Here is a 16,215-nt window from a genome sequence, read left to right on the forward strand (position 1 = left end):
GCAGGCGTTGTGGCGAGCAAGCTGGCTTCCGCAAGGGGGGGGCGCGGTAGGAGCTGTCGAGCGGAGCGAGGCTGCGATCTTTCCCCGGACACTTGAGTCTCAAGCTAAAGATCAAAAGATCGCAGGCTTCGCCAGCTCCTACATAGCCCAGCGGGAGCAAGCGCCCTCGCCGCAGGGTTTTGCCTGATCTGCCGGGACATGCTCCCGCACCCGGCCTACTACGACAACATCGACTGCATGATGCGCTGTAGCTCATCCAGGTCGAACGGTTTATCCAGGATCGGGGCCTTGCGGGTAATGGGGCTATCGGTGTCGCGCACTTCCTGCGCGTAGCCGCTGATGAAGATGACCTTCAGTTCGGGTCGCAGCTTGACCGCAGGCTCGGCGATCTGCACCCCGGAAATACCGCCCGGCAGGCGGAAGTCGGTAATCATCATGTCCAGATGCGGCTTGCTCGCCAGGATCTCGAACGCCTGGTCACCGTTTTCGGCCTGCAGCACCCGATATCCCTCGCCCGACAGGTAGGCCGACAGCACCATCAGGATCGACGGGTCATCCTCGACGATCAATACAACATCTTGCGCATCTTCACTCATGAGAAGCCTTTGTTCGATCAATAGCTGCTGATACGACCTTAGGGTCTCTCAGAGGTTGCGTCTGTTCGGCGGTTTTGTCCAAGACAGTTTTCTGCAAGGGCAGGCAAACACGAAACAACGCCCCCTCATTGAGGCGACTGTCGACCGTGATCGTCCCGCCATGGGCCGTGACAATCTGCTCGGAGATGAACAGCCCCAGCCCCAGGCCTGAAGCGGCCGCCTTGGACGATACGCGCTCGAACTGCTGGAAGATACGTTTCTGGTTCTCCTCGCTGATGCCGATGCCGTGGTCCCGGACCTCGATGCAGGCATGCTCGGGCGTCCGGTAGACGCGCACTTCGATCGGGCTCTTGCCACCGTAGCGCAGCGCATTGGTCAACAGGTTCGACACCACTTGTTCGATGCGAAACTCATCCCACAGCCCCTCCACCGCCGGCTCGGCCAGGCAGGTCAATGAGCACTCGGCGATGGCAAACTGCGGCTGGAAGTTGCGCAGCAGGTTTTCCACCAGTGCCGTCAAGTTGAAGCGGGTCGGACGGATCGACAGCTTGCCAGTACGAATCCGCGACACATCCAGCATGTCCTCGATCAGCCGGATCAGGCTCTTGATCTGGCGCTCATCGCGCTCGACCATCGCCCGTACCTTGTCCAGGCTGAAGGCCGCGGCATTGTCCCGGGCCAGGTGCATCTTGCGCAGTTGGGTCTCGAGAATCAGGCCATTGAGGGGCGTGCGCACCTCGTGGGCGACAATGGACATGAAGTCGTCACGCATACGCACTGCTTGCTCCAGCTCGCCGCGGGTGGCCTCCAGTTGCTGCAACAGGACCTCCTGTTCCCGCCGGCTCTGCTCAAGGGCAACGACTTGCTCCTTCATGGCCTTTCGCTGGCGATACAGCTCGACGAACACATTGACCTTGCTCTTGACGGCCTGGGTGTCCAGCGGCTTGTGCAGGAAGTCCACCGCGCCGGTTTCATAACCGGTGAAGGCATAGTTGCGTTCACGACCGGCGGCGCTGACGAAAATGATCGGGATGCTGCGGGTCTTCTCCGTGCCGCGCATCAGCTCGGCCAGCCCGAAACCGTTCATCTCGGGCATCTGCACATCGATGATGGCCAGGGCAAAGTCGTGTTGCAGCAGCAGGGACAGTGCTTCGTCCGCCGACAGGGCCTTGAAGACCTCGCGGTCAGGCCCCCTGATCAACGCTTCCAGGGCCAACAGATTCTCAGGCAGATCGTCGACGATCAGCAGTTTGGCTTGAACATCTCTTGGCATGTGGTTCATTCCAGCCCGGCCAGCAATTGGCCGATGCCTTGCAAAGTAAGGATATGGTCGGGCTCATGCAGGGCCAGCGCCGCTTCGGGCATGGTCGCGACTTGGGCTTCAGCGGGGTCCTGGACCACGGTGATGCCACCCAGCGCCCTGACCTTCGCCAGGCCCCGGGCGCCATCGCCATTGGCACCGGTCATTACCACGGCCAGCAACTTCTCGCCGTAGACATCGGCGGCCGACTCGAACAGCACGTCGATGGACGGTCGCGAATGATGTACGGGCTCCTCCAGGCTCAACGACAGGCAACGGTCGGCCTCGACCGACAAGTGATAGCCGGGCGTGGCGACGTACAAGGTACCCGGTGCGATGTCCAGCTTGTCCCGGGCCTCCTCCACCGGCACCGCCAGGCGATGGCCGAGCACGGAGGCCAGCTGGCTGTCGCGCTCATTCGGCAAATGCAATACCACCAGGATGGGCAGGCCGAAACCTTTGCGCAGGTGTCCGAATACCCTGAGCAACGCTTCGACGCCGCCGGCCGATGCACCGACGACAATGGCCTCGATGGGCGGGTTGGATCTGTCCTTGGTCTGATTCATAACTTGCGATAGATCCGTTCCTGTTTGACCAACGGCTCGAATCGATGACCGTAAGCCGAAAAATCCAATGTCTCCTTACTGCCCAATACCAGGAAACCACGGTGACAAAGGGACTCATGGAACAGTCCAAACGCACGATCTTGCAGCTTTTTATTGAAATATATCAATACATTGCGACACGAAATTAATTGAGTTTCTGAAAAAACACTGTCGGTCGCCAGGCTGTGATCGGCAAAGGTCACGTTCTCGCACAGGGTTTTATCGAACATCGCGTAATCGTAGGCGGCTGTGTAGTAATCGGCAAACGATCGCCGTCCTCCAGCATTCTGGTAGTTCTGCGTATAGTTGCGCACGTTTTCCAGGGAGAAAATGCCCTGCTTGGCTTTTTCCAACGAGCGCGGATTGATATCGGTGGCGTAGATCAATGTGCGGTCCAGCAGGCCTTCTTCTCGCAGCAGGATCGCCATGGAGTAGACCTCCTCTCCCGTGCTACAACCGGCGATCCAGATCTTGATCGAGGGGTACGTCCTGAGCAGTGGTACGACTTCCTCGCGTATCGCCAGGAAATGCGAGGGGTCGCGAAACATCTCGCTGACAGGGATCGTCAGCAGTTGCAGCAACTGCATGAATACACCCGAGTCGTGCAGCACGCGCTCCTGCAAGGCCGAAATGGTCTTGCACTCGAACTGACTCAACGCATGGTGGACCCGGCGCTTGATGGAGGCCCCGGAATAATCGCGAAAATCGTAGCTGTACTTGAGGTAAATCGCTTCGATCAACAAACGAAGTTCAATGTCAGTGTCACGTTCCACTAAATTCTTTCCATATTCGGCAACCACACGCGAATCAGCGAGAACAGACGATCCAGATCGATCGGCTTGGCCAGGTAGTCATTGGAACCCGCCGCCAGGCAGCGTTCCTGATCGTCCTTCATGGCCTTGGCCGTCACGGCGATGATAGGCAGCTTGCGCCAGCGCGGATCCTTGCGGATCAGCGTGGTGGCTTCGAAACCGTCCATCTCCGGCATCATCACATCCATCAGCACCAGGTCGATGTCGTCGAATTCATTCAGGCGATCGATCGCCTCCAAGCCGTTACGGCCGATGACCACGATCGCCCCCTTCGCCTCCAGGGCGCTGGTCAGGGCAAAGATGTTGCGCACATCGTCGTCCACCAACAGTACCTTGCGGCCTTCGAACACCTTGTCGCGGCTGCGGGCGGTCTTGAGCATCCGCTGTCGTTCATGGGACAACCGGGATTCGACTTTGTGCAAAAAGAGTGTCACCTCGTCCAGCAAGCGCTCTGGCGAACGGGCGCCCTTGATGATGATCGAGCGTGAATACTTGCGCAGTTCGGCTTCTTCGTCCCGTGTCAGGTTGCGCCCGGTGTAGACGATCACCGGCGGGAAGGAACAGATGTCTTCGTTGGACATGCGCTTGAGCAGGTCATTGCCGAGCATATCCGGCAACTTCAGGTCGATGATCATGCAGTCGTAGACATTGGTCCGCAGCAGGTCCAGGGCCTGTTGGGCCAAGCCAACGGCGGTGATCTCAATGTCATCGTCGCCGATCAGGCGGGTAATACTGTCGCGCTGCAGATCATCGTCTTCCACCAGCAGCACCCGCTTGACCTTCTGGGTCAGCTTGGCCTCCAGGCGGGCGAACACGTCCTTGAGTTCTTCACGGGTAGTCGGCTTGACGGCATAGCCGATGGCGCCCATGTGCATCGCGGCTTCGACACGGTCTTCGACGGAAATCACGTGCACGGGGATGTGCCGGGTTTCGGCCTGTTCCTTGAGTCGCTGCAACACCGTCAGTCCGGAATGGTCCGGCAGGCGCATGTCCAGCAGGATCGCGTCGGGAGCCAGTTGCAGAGCCAAGTCGAAACCTTCGTCGGCACCGTGGGCCACCAGGCACTGGTAACCGAGCTCGTGGGCCAGGTCGAACAGAATGCGGGCGAACTTGGGCTCGTCTTCGATCACCAGGATGCATCGGGTGTCGAACGGCGCCTTGTCGCGGTCGTCGGCGAACCGGGTAATCGGCGTCGTGTCCACGTCGGCGACCAGCGGCGCCGGTGCGGCTTTTGGCGCAACAGGCGCCGGCGCGGAGGCCGTCGGGGTGAAGGTCATCGGCGCTATCGGCATATCACCGGGCTCGACATAACGCTCAGGCAATACCAGCGTAAACACACTGCCCTGCCCCGGCTCGCTGGAGACCGAAATCGAGCCGCCCAGCAACATGGCCAGGTCCCGGGAAATCGACAACCCCAGGCCGGTGCCGCCGTAGCGACGGTTGGTGGTGCCATCGGCCTGGCGGAACGCTTCGAAAATGCTTTGCTGTTGATCGGCGGCGATGCCGATCCCGGAGTCCCGCACCATGAACGCGATGCCCGAGCCTGGCTGACCGGCCACGGACAGGCTGACGGAACCTTGCTCGGTGAACTTCACGGCGTTGGACAGCAGGTTCTTGATCACCTGCTCCAGGCGCTGGCGGTCGGTGTAGAGCATCGCCGGCACATCGGGCAGCACCTGGACCTCGAAATTCAGGCCCTTGTCCGCCGCCAACGGCTTGAACATATCCTGCAGCCCTTCCACCAGACGCTGCACGCTGGTGTTTTCCGGACGCACTTCCAGCTTTCCGGCCTCGACCTTGGAGATGTCGAGGATGTCGTTGATCAGGTTCAGCAGGTCGTTGCCGGCGGAGTAGATCGACTCGGCAAACTTGACCTGCTCCTCGCTGAGGTTGTGCTGCGGGTTCTCCGCCAGCAGCTTGGACAGGATCAGCGAGCTGTTGAGCGGCGTGCGCAACTCGTGGGACATATTGGCCAGGAACTCGGACTTGTACTTGCTCGAGCGCTGCAACTCTTCGGCGCGCTCCTGCAATTGGATCTGGGCCAGGTTCAATTCGCTGTTCTTCTGGTCCATGGCGTCGCGCTGCTCGGCCAATTGCTCGTTGGTCTGCTCCAGTTCCTGTTGCTGGGCTTCCAGGTGGGCCTGGGACTCCTTGAGGATGCGCGACTGTTCTTCCAGCTCTTCGTTGGCGGTCTTGAGTTCTTCCTGCTGGACTTGCAGCTCTTCGTTCAACTGCTGGGTTTCGGCCAGTACTTCCTGCAGACGCTGGCGATAACGGGCGGCTTCGATGGAAGTGCCGATATTACCGGCGATCAGTTCCAGCAACTCGATGTCACGCTCGGTCAATGGCCGCAGGAATCCCAGTTCAATGACACCGTTGATCCGGTCATCGTCACTGGTGGGCACTACCAGCACGCTGTTGGGCAGACCTTGCCCCAATCCGGAGCTGACTTTCAGGTAATCGTCCGGTACATCGTCCAGACGGATAAGGCGCCCCTGCTGCACGGCCTGACCAGCGATGCCTTCGCCGGCGACGATCACTTGCTGTTGTTCTTCATCCTCCCGGGAGAGCCCGTAGGTGGCGACACGCCTTAAGACGCCACTTTCTTCCCGCGCATAAAGCGCAGCGACAGCGACACCCAGGTACTTCGCACAGAACTGCAGGATATTGCGGCCCAACAGGTTCAGCGACAATTGCCCCAGGACCTGCTCGGCCAGTTGCGTCTGGCCGCTTCGCAGCCAGGCCTGCTTTTCCAAGTGCAAGGCGCTGCGTTGCTGGACTTTCAGGCTGGCACTGTAGCTTTCGGACAGGTTCAACAGATCCCGGCGACCGACATAGGCCAGAAGCCCGCTGACCGCTGCGACGAACAACAGGTAAAAGGCAATGCTCCAGACGGTCGTGGTGCGCACGTCCTGGTTGCGCGCCGCACGCAATTGTTGCTCGGTCTCGACGACCTCTTCGAAGGACTGGCGAATTTCGTCGGTCAGGCGCTTACCGCGCCCGGCCTTCACCGCCCCCCGGTAATCGCCGCTGCTGCGTTGCAGGTCGATCATGCTTTGGGCGTAATTGGCCCACTCCGTCTGGAGTGCTTGGATCTTGTGCAGGCGGTCGGTCTGGACAGGGTTATCGGCTGTCAATTCCAGCAATGTGTCCAATGCCACGGCAATCCGTGGCTTGGCCACTTCATAGGGGTCGAGGAAGTGTTCGTCACCACTCAACAGGTAGCCGCGCATGCCGGTTTCCAGGTCCACGCTCAGCTTGAGCGCTTCGTTGGCGTTATTGATCACCCTGTCGGTATGGCCGACCCATTGGATCACCGACAGCAGGTACGTGATAAGGATGACGAAAAACACCGCGCTGAGGGCGCCTATGCCCAACGGCAGGCTGATATTGCGGCTCAGGAGCTTGCGAAAACTTTGCTCGTCGACCGAAGACGAAGGAGTCATGGAAAGGGGCCTTGGTGGACAGTTGAAATCGGTGGAGTTTGCCCGAAAAACCGCGCCTGGATCCACATTTTCTGACAAGTCAAGGAGGCAAATCCCACGACAATCCGTCTTATAGCAGGGAAGCGACTATCCTTGTCAGCTCTTGTACTATAGATCCTTTCTTGTACAACCCAGGGAACTTGTGCCGCCTTGGCACTTACTCATGAATGAGGCCATTTTTTTCGTGCCCCTCCCGCTCCCATCTTTCGAGAATGTCGACTATGCCCACCACCCCTGCCGCCACCCAGCCCACCATCCTGGTAGTCGAAGACGATGACATCGTGCGGATGTTGATCGTCGACGTGCTGGAGGAACTGGAGTACCAGGTGCTGGAGGCGGACGGCTGTGAGCAAGCGCTGAGTTTTTTGCGTGACCACCAACAGAACATCGCCCTGATGATGACCGACGTCGGCCTGCCGGTAATGGACGGACGCGAATTGGCCAAGCAGGCTCGACTCGAGCGTCCACAGCTGCCGGTGCTGTTTGCCAGCGGCTATGCCGAAAGCATCGATGTGCCTGAAGGCATGTCGGTGATCGGCAAACCCTTCTCCATCGATCAATTGCGGGACAAGGTCAAACGCATTCTTGCTTGAGCCGGATCGCATTCTTGGTCACTATCGGCGCCCCGCGCGCCGATGGCGCCTGATTCGCTCCGAGGAACCCCTTGCTCATGACTGCCACCAAAGTCCTGGTTATCGGCTATGTCTGGCCCGAGCCGCGCTCATCGGCGGCCAGTGGGCATGTCATGCAGATCCTCGACACCTTCCTCGGCCAAGGCTGGGACATCACCTTCAGCAGCCCGGCCGGCCCGGGGGAGCAGCGCGCCGACCTGGTCGCGCTGGGCATCCGCGAAGTGCCCATCGAGCTCAATAACAGCAGTTTCGACGCGTTCATCCATGCACTTGCGCCGGACATCGTGCTGTTCGACCAGTTCATGATGGAAGAACAGTTCGGCTGGCGCGTCGAAAAGCACTGCCCCGGGGCCCTGCGGGTGCTGGAGACCTCCGACCTGCAAAGCCTGCGTCACGCCCGGCATCAACGCCTGAAAGAGCGCCTGAAGCGCGATGAGGCGAGCGAGGACTTCAGCGATCTTTTCGCCCCGGCCCTGGGCGAGGAGTTCCAATGGATGGCCGACACCGACCTGGCCAAGCGAGAAATCGCCGCCCTGTACCGCTGCGACCTCAACCTGATGGTGTCCGAGGTTGAAATCGAACTGTTGGTGGAGCACTTCAAGCTGCCTCGCAACCTGCTGCATTGGTGCCCGCTGATGCTGGACCTGCCCAGTGAACCGTCGCCACCGTTCGAGGACCGGGCGCATTTCCTGAGTATCGGCAACTTTCGCCACGCGCCGAACTGGGACGCCGTGCTCTGGATGAAGAACGCCATCTGGCCGCTGATCCGCCAGCAATTGCCCGGCGCACAACTGCACCTGTACGGCGCCTATACCCCGCCCAAGGCCGCCGCACTGCACAATCCGGCCCAGGGCTTTCACATCATGAACTGGGCCGAGGACGCCTTGCAGGTCATGTCGGCGGCACGCATCTGCCTGGCGCCGTTGCGTTTCGGCGCCGGGATCAAGGGCAAGCTGATCGACGCCATGCTCTGCGGCACCCCCAACGTCACCACGCCCGTGGGAGCCGAAGCCATGCACGGCGACATGCCCTGGCCCGGGTCGATTGCCCAGAGCGCCGTAGGCATCGCCGACGCGGCGGTGCAGTTGTATAGCGACCAGGCGCGCTGGACCCAGGCCCAGCACGCCGGCCGGGCGCTGCTGGCGAGCCGCTACCGGCAACAGGTGCATGGGCCGGCGCTGATCGACAGCATCAACGCTTGCCGGGCAGACCTGGCACAACGACGCCGGGACAATTTCACCGGCAGCATGCTGCGTCACCACCAGCACAAAAGCACCCAATACATGTCCCAGTGGATCGAAGAAAAAAACCGCAACGGTTAGACACCAGGGTGGCACCTGCCTGGCGAAGGGGGCATTATCCAGTGGCGATAACAATAAAAGCGCCAGGCCCATGACCCGAACAGCCAGAGTCACCGACCCCTCCTACGAGTTGATGGACGACCATAACGGGCTGTCCATCATCTACCGCCAGCACGGCTTTCCCTGCCCGCTGGTGCGCTGGCATTTCCACAAGGAATACGAGCTGCACTTGATCGTCGCCAGTTCCGGCAAGGTGTTCATTGGCGACTACATCGGCAACTTCTACCCCCAATCGCTGTTTCTCACCGGGCCCAACCTCCCCCACAACTGGATCAGCCAGGTGGCCGAGGACGAAGTGGTGCCCAAGCGCGACATGTTGGTGAACTTCACCGACGAGTTGTTCGAAAGCGGCCACCAGGTATTCGCCGAACTCAAGACGGTCGCACCGCTGCTCGAACGCGCCCAGTACGGCATCGAGTTCCGCTGCAAGCGCACCATCCGCCAGGCCATGATCCTGATGCAGCGCATTGCCGATTCCCAGGGCATGAGCCGCCTGGGGCACTTTTTCATCCTGATGGAGCTGCTGGCCGCCACGGATGACTACCAACTGCTGTCCGGCGCGACCGCCCCGCAAACGGCGGACGAACACAGCATCGACCGCACCAACCGCGCGGTGGACTACATCTTTGCCCATTACGCCCGGGAGTTGCCCCTGGAAGAAGTCGCCGAACACCTGGGCATGAAACCCACCTACTTCAGCCGAGTATTCAAACAGGCCACTGGCCGCTGCTTCATCGAATTCGTCAATCGCCTGCGCATCAGCAAATCCTGCGAATTGCTGGCCGACGGCGACAAACCGGTAACGGACGTGTGTTTTGAATCCGGCTTCAACAACATCTCCAATTTCAATCGGCGTTTCCAGCAGCTCAAGGGCATGACGCCCTCCCACTACCGGCGGCTGGCGGTGCAGCGGTTGACCGAGCAGAACCAGGGCTGACCCTGTGGCGAGGGGATTTATCCCCGCTGGGGCGCGAAGCGGCCCCCTGGGTTTTCTGATCCGCCTCCAGGGTAGATACATTTTTGGGGCTGCTTTGCAGCCCTGCGGGGATAAATCCCCTCGCCAGAGATGAATTCCCTACCAGAAATTTTCTTAAGTGCAAAAAAGTATCAGTGCAAGTGCGACGGATGATTTGTCACACCGTCCATTGAAGGCTGTAATCAGCGCACATTCTTCCCTTCATCCGGAAGACACAAAAACAATAACTGTCCTTCCGCAGCTTTCGGGCGCGGAAAAGGAGTGCGCGATGAAACCTTCGGTAAAAGCTCTGCTTGTTTCCACCTGCATGACCCTCAGTAGCGTCAGCTTCGGCGCACAGACCCTCACCATTGCCACCGTCAACAACAGCGACATGATCCGCATGCAAAAGCTCTCGAAAACCTTCGAGGCCGAGCACCCGGACATCAAGCTGAACTGGGTGGTGCTCGAAGAAAACGTCCTGCGCCAGCGCCTGACCACCGACATCGCCACCCAAGGCGGGCAGTTTGACGTGCTGACCATTGGCATGTACGAAGCAGCACTCTGGGGCGCCAAGGGCTGGCTGGAGCCGATGAAGGATTTGCCGGCCTCCTACGACCTGGACGACGTCTTCCCTTCCGTGCGCGATGGCTTGTCGGTCAAAGGCTCGCTGTACGCCCTGCCGTTCTATGCCGAAAGCTCGATCACCTATTACCGCACGGACCTGTTCAAGGACGCCGGGCTGACCATGCCCGAACACCCGACCTGGAGCCAGATCGGTGAGTTCGCGGAAAAACTCACCGACAAATCCAAGGAGCAATATGGCCTGTGCCTGCGGGGCAAGGCCGGTTGGGGCGAGAACATGGCGCTCATCACCACCCTGGCCAACGGTTATGGCGCGCGCTGGTTCGATGAGAAGTGGCAGCCGCAATTCAATGGCCCCGAGTGGAAAGACGCACTCAACTTCTATGTCGACAACATGAAGAAATCCGGCCCGCCGGGCGCCTCCAGCAACGGTTTCAACGAAAACCTGGCGCTGTTCAACAGCGGTAAATGCGCGATCTGGGTGGATGCCAGCGTCGCCGGCTCGTTCGTCACCGACAAGACCCAGAGCAAGGTGTCCGATCACGTTGGATTCACCTTCGCCCCCCACGAAAAAACCGACAAAGGTACCTCGTGGATGTACTCCTGGTCGCTGGCCATCCCGACCAGCTCCAAAGCCAAGGAAGCCGCCACGGTCTTTACCACGTGGGCGACGTCCAAGGAGTACAGCCAACTGGTCGCCAAGACCGACGGCATTGCCAACGTACCGCCAGGCACCCGCACCTCGACCTACAGCGACGAGTACATGAAGGCCGCGCCGTTTGCCAAGGTGACCCTGGAATCGTTGAAAGTCGCCGATCCGAAAGCGCCAACCCTCAAGCCGGTGCCCTACATCGGCATCCAGCTGGTGACCATTCCCGAATTCCAGGCCATCGGCACCCAGGTGGGCAAATTCTTTTCGGGCGCGCTGACCGGCCAGCAGACCGTGGACCAGGCGTTGACCGCCGCGCAGTCCACCACCGAACGCGAGATGAAACGCGCTGGGTATCCCAAGTAACCCGCGCCGCCGCTCTGTCTTTTGTGGGAGCGGGCTTGCTCGCGAAAGCGATCTGTCAGTCACATTGATGTTGAATGTGCTGCCCTATTCGCGAGCAAGCCCGCTCCCACAGGGACTTTTTGTAGGCCTGCACAAAATCGGTTCAATGCCATGAATAGCTCAACTACAACCGCCAAAGCCCCCATCGAGATTGCCCCGCCGCCGGCGCGCAAGATCCGCCTGGCCAACCCCGGCTGGTTCCTGGTCAGCCCTTCGGTGGCCTTGTTGCTGCTGTGGATGATCGTGCCGCTGGGCATGACCGTCTACTTCTCGATGATCCGCTACAACCTGCTCTACCCCGGCGAAAACGAATTCGTCGGGCTGGAGAACTTCACCTATTTCCTGACCGACTCGGGTTTCATGCCCGGCGCCACCAATACCTTGTTGCTGGTGGGCAGCGTGCTGTTGATCAGTATCGTCCTCGGGGTATTGATCAGCGCGCTACTGGAAGCCAGTGAGTTTCTCGGTCGCGGCATCGTCCGCGTGCTGCTGATCTCGCCGTTCTTCATCATGCCCACCGTCGGTGCGCTGATCTGGAAGAACCTGATCTTCCATCCGGTCTCGGGCATCCTCGCCTCGGTGTGGAAGCTGTTCGGCGCCCAGCCGGTGGACTGGCTGGCCCATTACCCGCTGCTGTCGATCATCATCATCGTGAGCTGGCAATGGCTGCCCTTTGCGATTCTGATCCTGATGACTGCCATGCAGTCGCTGGACCAGGAACAGAAAGAAGCCGCTCGTCTGGACGGTGCCGGCCCCATTGCGATCTTCTGGCACCTGACCCTGCCGCACCTGGCCCGCCCGATTGCCGTGGTGCTGATGATCGAAACCATCTTCCTGCTGTCGGTGTTCGCCGAGATCTTCACCACCACCAACGGTGGCCCCGGCTATGCCTCCACCAACCTTGCCTATCTGATCTACAACCAGGCGCTGGTGCAGTTCGACGTCGGCATGGCTTCGGCCGGTGGCTTGATCGCCGTAGTCATTGCCAACATCGCCGCCATCATCCTCGTCCGGATGATCGGCAAAAACCTCACCGACAAGCATTGAGGCCGTCGCCATGACTCTTCAACAATCCCGTCGTCTGCAAAGCCTGCTGCTGGGCACGCTGGCCTGGGCCATCGCGATCCTGATCTTCTTTCCGATCTTCTGGATGGTGCTGACCAGCTTCAAGACCGAAATCGATGCGTTCGCCACGCCGCCGCAGTTCATCTTCACACCGACCCTGGAGAACTACCTGCACATCAACGAGCGCAGCAATTACTTCAGCTTCGCCTGGAACTCCGTGGTGATTTCCTTCAGCGCCACCGCCCTGTGCCTGCTGATCGCGGTACCGGCGGCCTATTCCATGGCGTTCTATGAAACCCAGCGCACCAAAGGCACGTTGTTGTGGATGCTCTCCACCAAAATGCTGCCACCGGTGGGCGTGCTGATGCCGATCTACCTGCTGGCCAAGCAATTTGGCCTGCTGGACACGCGCATCGCGCTGATCATCATCTACACGCTGATCAACCTGCCCATCGTGGTCTGGATGATTTACACCTACTTCAAGGACATTCCTCGCGACATCCTCGAGGCCGCGCGCCTGGATGGCGCCACGCTCTGGCAGGAAATGGTCCGTGTGCTGCTGCCGATTGCCAAGGGCGGCCTGGCGTCCACCGTGCTGCTGTCGCTGATCCTGTGCTGGAACGAGGCGTTCTGGTCGCTGAACCTCACCTCCTCCAAGGCCGCGCCCCTGACGGCGTTGATCGCTTCCTACTCCAGCCCGGAAGGTTTGTTCTGGGCCAAATTGTCGGCCGTCTCGACCCTGGCCTGCGCGCCGATCCTGATCTTTGGCTGGATCAGCCAGAAACAGCTGGTGCGCGGTTTGTCCTTCGGCGCAGTGAAATGAACCGTCAAAAGATCGCAGGCTTCGCCAGCTCCTACGCACAGCCCACAGCCTTCAAGAGCCCTGTAGGAGCTGTCGAGTGCAACGAGGCTGCGATCTTTCCCAGTCAACTGAATAAATGACAAGTGGAGGCCCATCATCATGGCCAACCTGAAAATCAAGAATTTGCAAAAGGGTTTCGAAGGCTTCTCCATCATCAAGGGCATCGACCTTGAGGTGAACGACCGCGAGTTCGTGGTCTTCGTCGGCCCGTCGGGCTGTGGCAAATCCACACTGCTGCGGCTGATCGCTGGTCTGGAAGAGGTCAGCGACGGCACCATCGAACTGGATGGCCGGGACATTACCGAGGTCAGCCCGGCCAAGCGCGACCTGGCCATGGTGTTCCAGACCTACGCCTTGTATCCGCACATGAGCGTACGCAAGAACATGTCCTTCGCCCTCGACCTGGCCGGTGTGCCCAAGGCCGAAGTCGAGAAGAAGGTCAACGAAGCGGCGCGCATCCTCGAATTGGGGCCGATGCTCGAGCGCAAGCCCAAGCAACTGTCCGGCGGCCAGCGCCAGCGCGTGGCGATCGGCCGGGCCATCGTGCGCAACCCGAAAATCTTCCTGTTCGACGAACCGCTGTCCAACCTCGACGCCGCCCTGCGGGTGCAGATGCGCCTGGAACTGGCACGCCTGCACAAGGAACTGCAGGCGACCATGATCTACGTGACTCACGACCAGGTCGAAGCCATGACCCTGGCCGACAAGGTGGTGGTGCTCAATGGCGGGCGCATCGAACAGGTCGGCTCGCCGCTGGAGCTGTATCACCAGCCGGCCAACCTGTTTGTCGCCGGGTTCCTCGGCACACCGAAAATGGGCTTCCTCAAAGGCAAGGTCACCGCCCTGGACAGCCAGGGCTGCGAGGTGCTGCTGGACGCCGGCACGCGTATCAACCTGCCGCGCAGCGGTGCCAACCTGAGCGTCGGCGGCGCGGTGACCCTGGGGATTCGTCCGGAACACCTGAACCTGGCGCAACCGGGCGATTGCACGTTGCAAGTCACCGCCGACGTCAGCGAGCGGCTGGGCAGCGACACCTTCTGCCATGTCGTCACGACGTCCGGCGAAGCCTTGACCATGCGGGTTCGCGGCGACCTGGCGAGCCGTTTCGGCGAGCAACTGAACCTGCACCTGGACGCCGAACACTGCCACTTATTCGATGCCGAGGGCGTGGCGGTGAGCCGCGCGCTGCGCGCCGCTGCCTGATTGCCGAGAATTGCGATGAAACTCAACCGACAAAACCTGCACAACCTCAACCCTGACGTAGCCCTGCCTGCCTACCCGTTGGGCGATATCCGCCAAGGCATCGCCCATATCGGCGTCGGCGGTTTCCACCGGGCTCACCAGGCCTACTACACCGATGCGCTGATGAACACCGGTGTCGACCTGGACTGGGCCATCTGCGGCGTGGGCCTGCGGGCCGAGGATCGCCGTGCCCGGGACGACTTGGCCAGCCAGGATTACCTGTTCACCCTGTACGAACTGGGCGACACCGATGACACCGAAGTCCGGGTGATTGGCGCGATCAATGACATGTTGCTGGCCGAAGACGGCGCCCAGGCGCTGATCGACAAACTGGCCGATCCGCAGATCCGCATCGTTTCGCTGACCATTACCGAAGGTGGCTATTGCATCGACGACAGCAATGGCGAATTCATGGCCCATCTGCCGCAGATCCAGCACGACCTGAGCCATCCCGAGGCACCGAAAACCGTCTTCGGCTTCCTCTGCGCCGCCCTGGCCAAGCGTCGCGCCGCCGGTATCCCGGCGTTCACGTTGATGTCTTGCGATAACCTGCCCCACAACGGCGCCGTGACCCGCAAGGCATTGCTGGCCTTCGCCGCGTTGCGCGACGCGGAGCTGGGGCAATGGATCGACCGCAACGTCAGCTTCCCCAATGCCATGGTCGACCGCATCACACCCATGACCAGCGTCGCCCATCGCCTGCAACTACATGACGAACATGGCATCGACGACGCTTGGCCGGTGGTCTGCGAACCGTTCGTGCAATGGGTGCTGGAAGACAAATTCGTCAACGGTCGCCCGGCCTGGGAAAAGGTCGGCGTGCAGTTTACCGATGACGTTTCTCCCTATGAAGAAATGAAAATCAAGTTGCTCAACGGCAGCCACCTGGCGCTGACCTACCTGGGCTTTCTCAAGGGTTATCGCTTCGTCCACGAAACCATGAACGACCCGCTGTTCGTGCGTTACATGCGCGCCTACATGGACCTGGACGTGACACCGCAACTGGCACCTGTACCAGGCATCGACCTGACCGACTACAAGAACACCCTGGTGGAACGCTTTTCCAACCAGGCGATTGCCGACCAGTTGGAGCGTGTCTGTTCGGACGGCTCGTCGAAGTTTCCAAAATTCACCGTCCCGACCATCAACCGTTTGATTGCCGACGGCGGCGAAACCCGCCGTGCAGCACTGGTCGTGGCGGCCTGGGCCGTGTACCTGAAGGGCGTGGACGAGAACGGCGTGACTTATTCGATCCCCGATCCACGGGCGGCGTTCTGCCAGGCGCTGGTGGCTGACGATGCGCTGGTGACCCAGCGGATGTTGGAAGTCGAAGAAATCTTTGGCACGGCGATCCCACGTTCGCCGGAGTTCGTGGCAGCATTCGAATGGTGCTGCAACAGCTTGCGCGAGCACGGGGTAACACGAACACTTGAGCGGGTATTGGCTGACGCAGACTGAGCTTGCGGACGCGGTCGCTTTTTGTGGCGAGGGGATTTATCCCCGCTGGGACGCGAAGCGTCCCCAAGACACGAACAACTCAGTGAATCTGACACACCGAGTCGTCAGTGTCAGGGCTGCTTCGCAGCCCAGCGGGGATAAATCCCCTCGCCACAGTCCACCATGTCCCGGTCCAAACAGTTCTGTGCTGACGGTTCATTGAT

General features: G+C 60.3%; 13 protein-coding genes. 8 read left to right on the forward strand and 5 right to left on the reverse strand.

The genetic code is table 11. From position 1 onward, the window contains the following. Window positions 1-218: 218 nt before the first annotated feature. The 5 genes from BLP82_RS01545 to BLP82_RS01565 are packed head-to-tail and all read right to left on the reverse strand — an operon-like array spanning window position 219 to window position 6,759. On the reverse strand, window positions 219-596 hold the full coding sequence (locus tag BLP82_RS01545; protein WP_060742522.1) for a response regulator: 378 nt from the start codon (window positions 594-596) through the stop codon (window positions 219-221). Continuing rightward, on the reverse strand, window positions 589-1,869 hold the full coding sequence (locus BLP82_RS01550; protein ID WP_092164764.1) for a hybrid sensor histidine kinase/response regulator: 1,281 nt from the start codon (window positions 1,867-1,869) through the stop codon (window positions 589-591). The genes BLP82_RS01545 and BLP82_RS01550 overlap by 8 nt, the downstream gene beginning before the upstream one ends. Before the next feature lie 5 nt (window positions 1,870-1,874). Further along, complete coding sequence (locus tag BLP82_RS01555; RefSeq protein WP_060742524.1) at window positions 1,875-2,462, reverse strand: chemotaxis protein CheB; 588 nt, start codon at window positions 2,460-2,462, stop codon at window positions 1,875-1,877. Beyond that, window positions 2,459-3,274 carry a CheR family methyltransferase gene (locus BLP82_RS01560; protein ID WP_092164766.1) on the reverse strand — a complete coding sequence of 272 codons (816 nt, stop codon included), beginning with the start codon at window positions 3,272-3,274 and terminating at the stop codon, window positions 2,459-2,461. The genes BLP82_RS01555 and BLP82_RS01560 overlap by 4 nt, the downstream gene beginning before the upstream one ends. Beyond that, entirely contained in the window at window positions 3,274-6,759 is a 3,486-nt protein-coding gene (locus tag BLP82_RS01565; RefSeq protein ID WP_092164767.1) for a response regulator, read from the reverse strand. Before BLP82_RS01565 ends, BLP82_RS01560 begins: the two co-directional genes overlap by 1 nt. A 251-nt stretch (window positions 6,760-7,010) precedes the next feature. Between BLP82_RS01565 and BLP82_RS01570 the strand changes: the two genes are divergently transcribed. From BLP82_RS01570 to BLP82_RS01605, 8 genes are all read left to right on the forward strand, one after another. Beyond that, on the forward strand, window positions 7,011-7,391 hold the full coding sequence (locus BLP82_RS01570) for a response regulator (protein WP_092164768.1): 381 nt from the start codon (window positions 7,011-7,013) through the stop codon (window positions 7,389-7,391). A gap of 77 nt (window positions 7,392-7,468) precedes the next feature. Continuing rightward, the gene (locus tag BLP82_RS01575) at window positions 7,469-8,752 is read left to right on the forward strand and encodes a glycosyltransferase (protein ID WP_092164769.1); all 1,284 of its coding nucleotides are present in this window, start codon (window positions 7,469-7,471) and stop codon (window positions 8,750-8,752) included. Window positions 8,753-8,822: 70 nt separating this feature from the next. Continuing rightward, a complete protein-coding gene (locus BLP82_RS01580; protein ID WP_092164770.1) occupies window positions 8,823-9,728 on the forward strand; it encodes an AraC family transcriptional regulator in 906 nt (301 codons plus the stop codon). 307 nt (window positions 9,729-10,035) lie between these two features. After that, window positions 10,036-11,346, forward strand: coding sequence for an ABC transporter substrate-binding protein (locus BLP82_RS01585; RefSeq protein ID WP_092164771.1), 1,311 nt, complete (start codon window positions 10,036-10,038; stop codon window positions 11,344-11,346). Between the two features lie 150 nt (window positions 11,347-11,496). Beyond that, window positions 11,497-12,432: a carbohydrate ABC transporter permease gene (locus BLP82_RS01590; RefSeq protein WP_092164772.1), complete on the forward strand. Its 936-nt coding sequence runs from the start codon at window positions 11,497-11,499 to the stop codon at window positions 12,430-12,432. Window positions 12,433-12,442: 10 nt separating this feature from the next. Then, complete coding sequence (locus tag BLP82_RS01595; protein ID WP_060742531.1) at window positions 12,443-13,273, forward strand: carbohydrate ABC transporter permease; 831 nt, start codon at window positions 12,443-12,445, stop codon at window positions 13,271-13,273. 138 nt (window positions 13,274-13,411) lie between these two features. Continuing rightward, a complete protein-coding gene (locus BLP82_RS01600) occupies window positions 13,412-14,515 on the forward strand; it encodes an ABC transporter ATP-binding protein (RefSeq protein ID WP_060742532.1) in 1,104 nt (367 codons plus the stop codon). 15 nt (window positions 14,516-14,530) lie between these two features. After that, window positions 14,531-16,012, forward strand: coding sequence for a mannitol dehydrogenase family protein (locus BLP82_RS01605; RefSeq protein WP_092164773.1), 1,482 nt, complete (start codon window positions 14,531-14,533; stop codon window positions 16,010-16,012). The last annotated feature ends 203 nt before the right edge of the window (window positions 16,013-16,215 follow it).

Source organism: Pseudomonas sp. NFACC37-1 (assembly GCF_900101575.1).
In the GTDB taxonomy this organism is placed as follows: Bacteria; Pseudomonadota; Gammaproteobacteria; order Pseudomonadales; family Pseudomonadaceae; genus Aquipseudomonas; species Aquipseudomonas fluorescens_AA.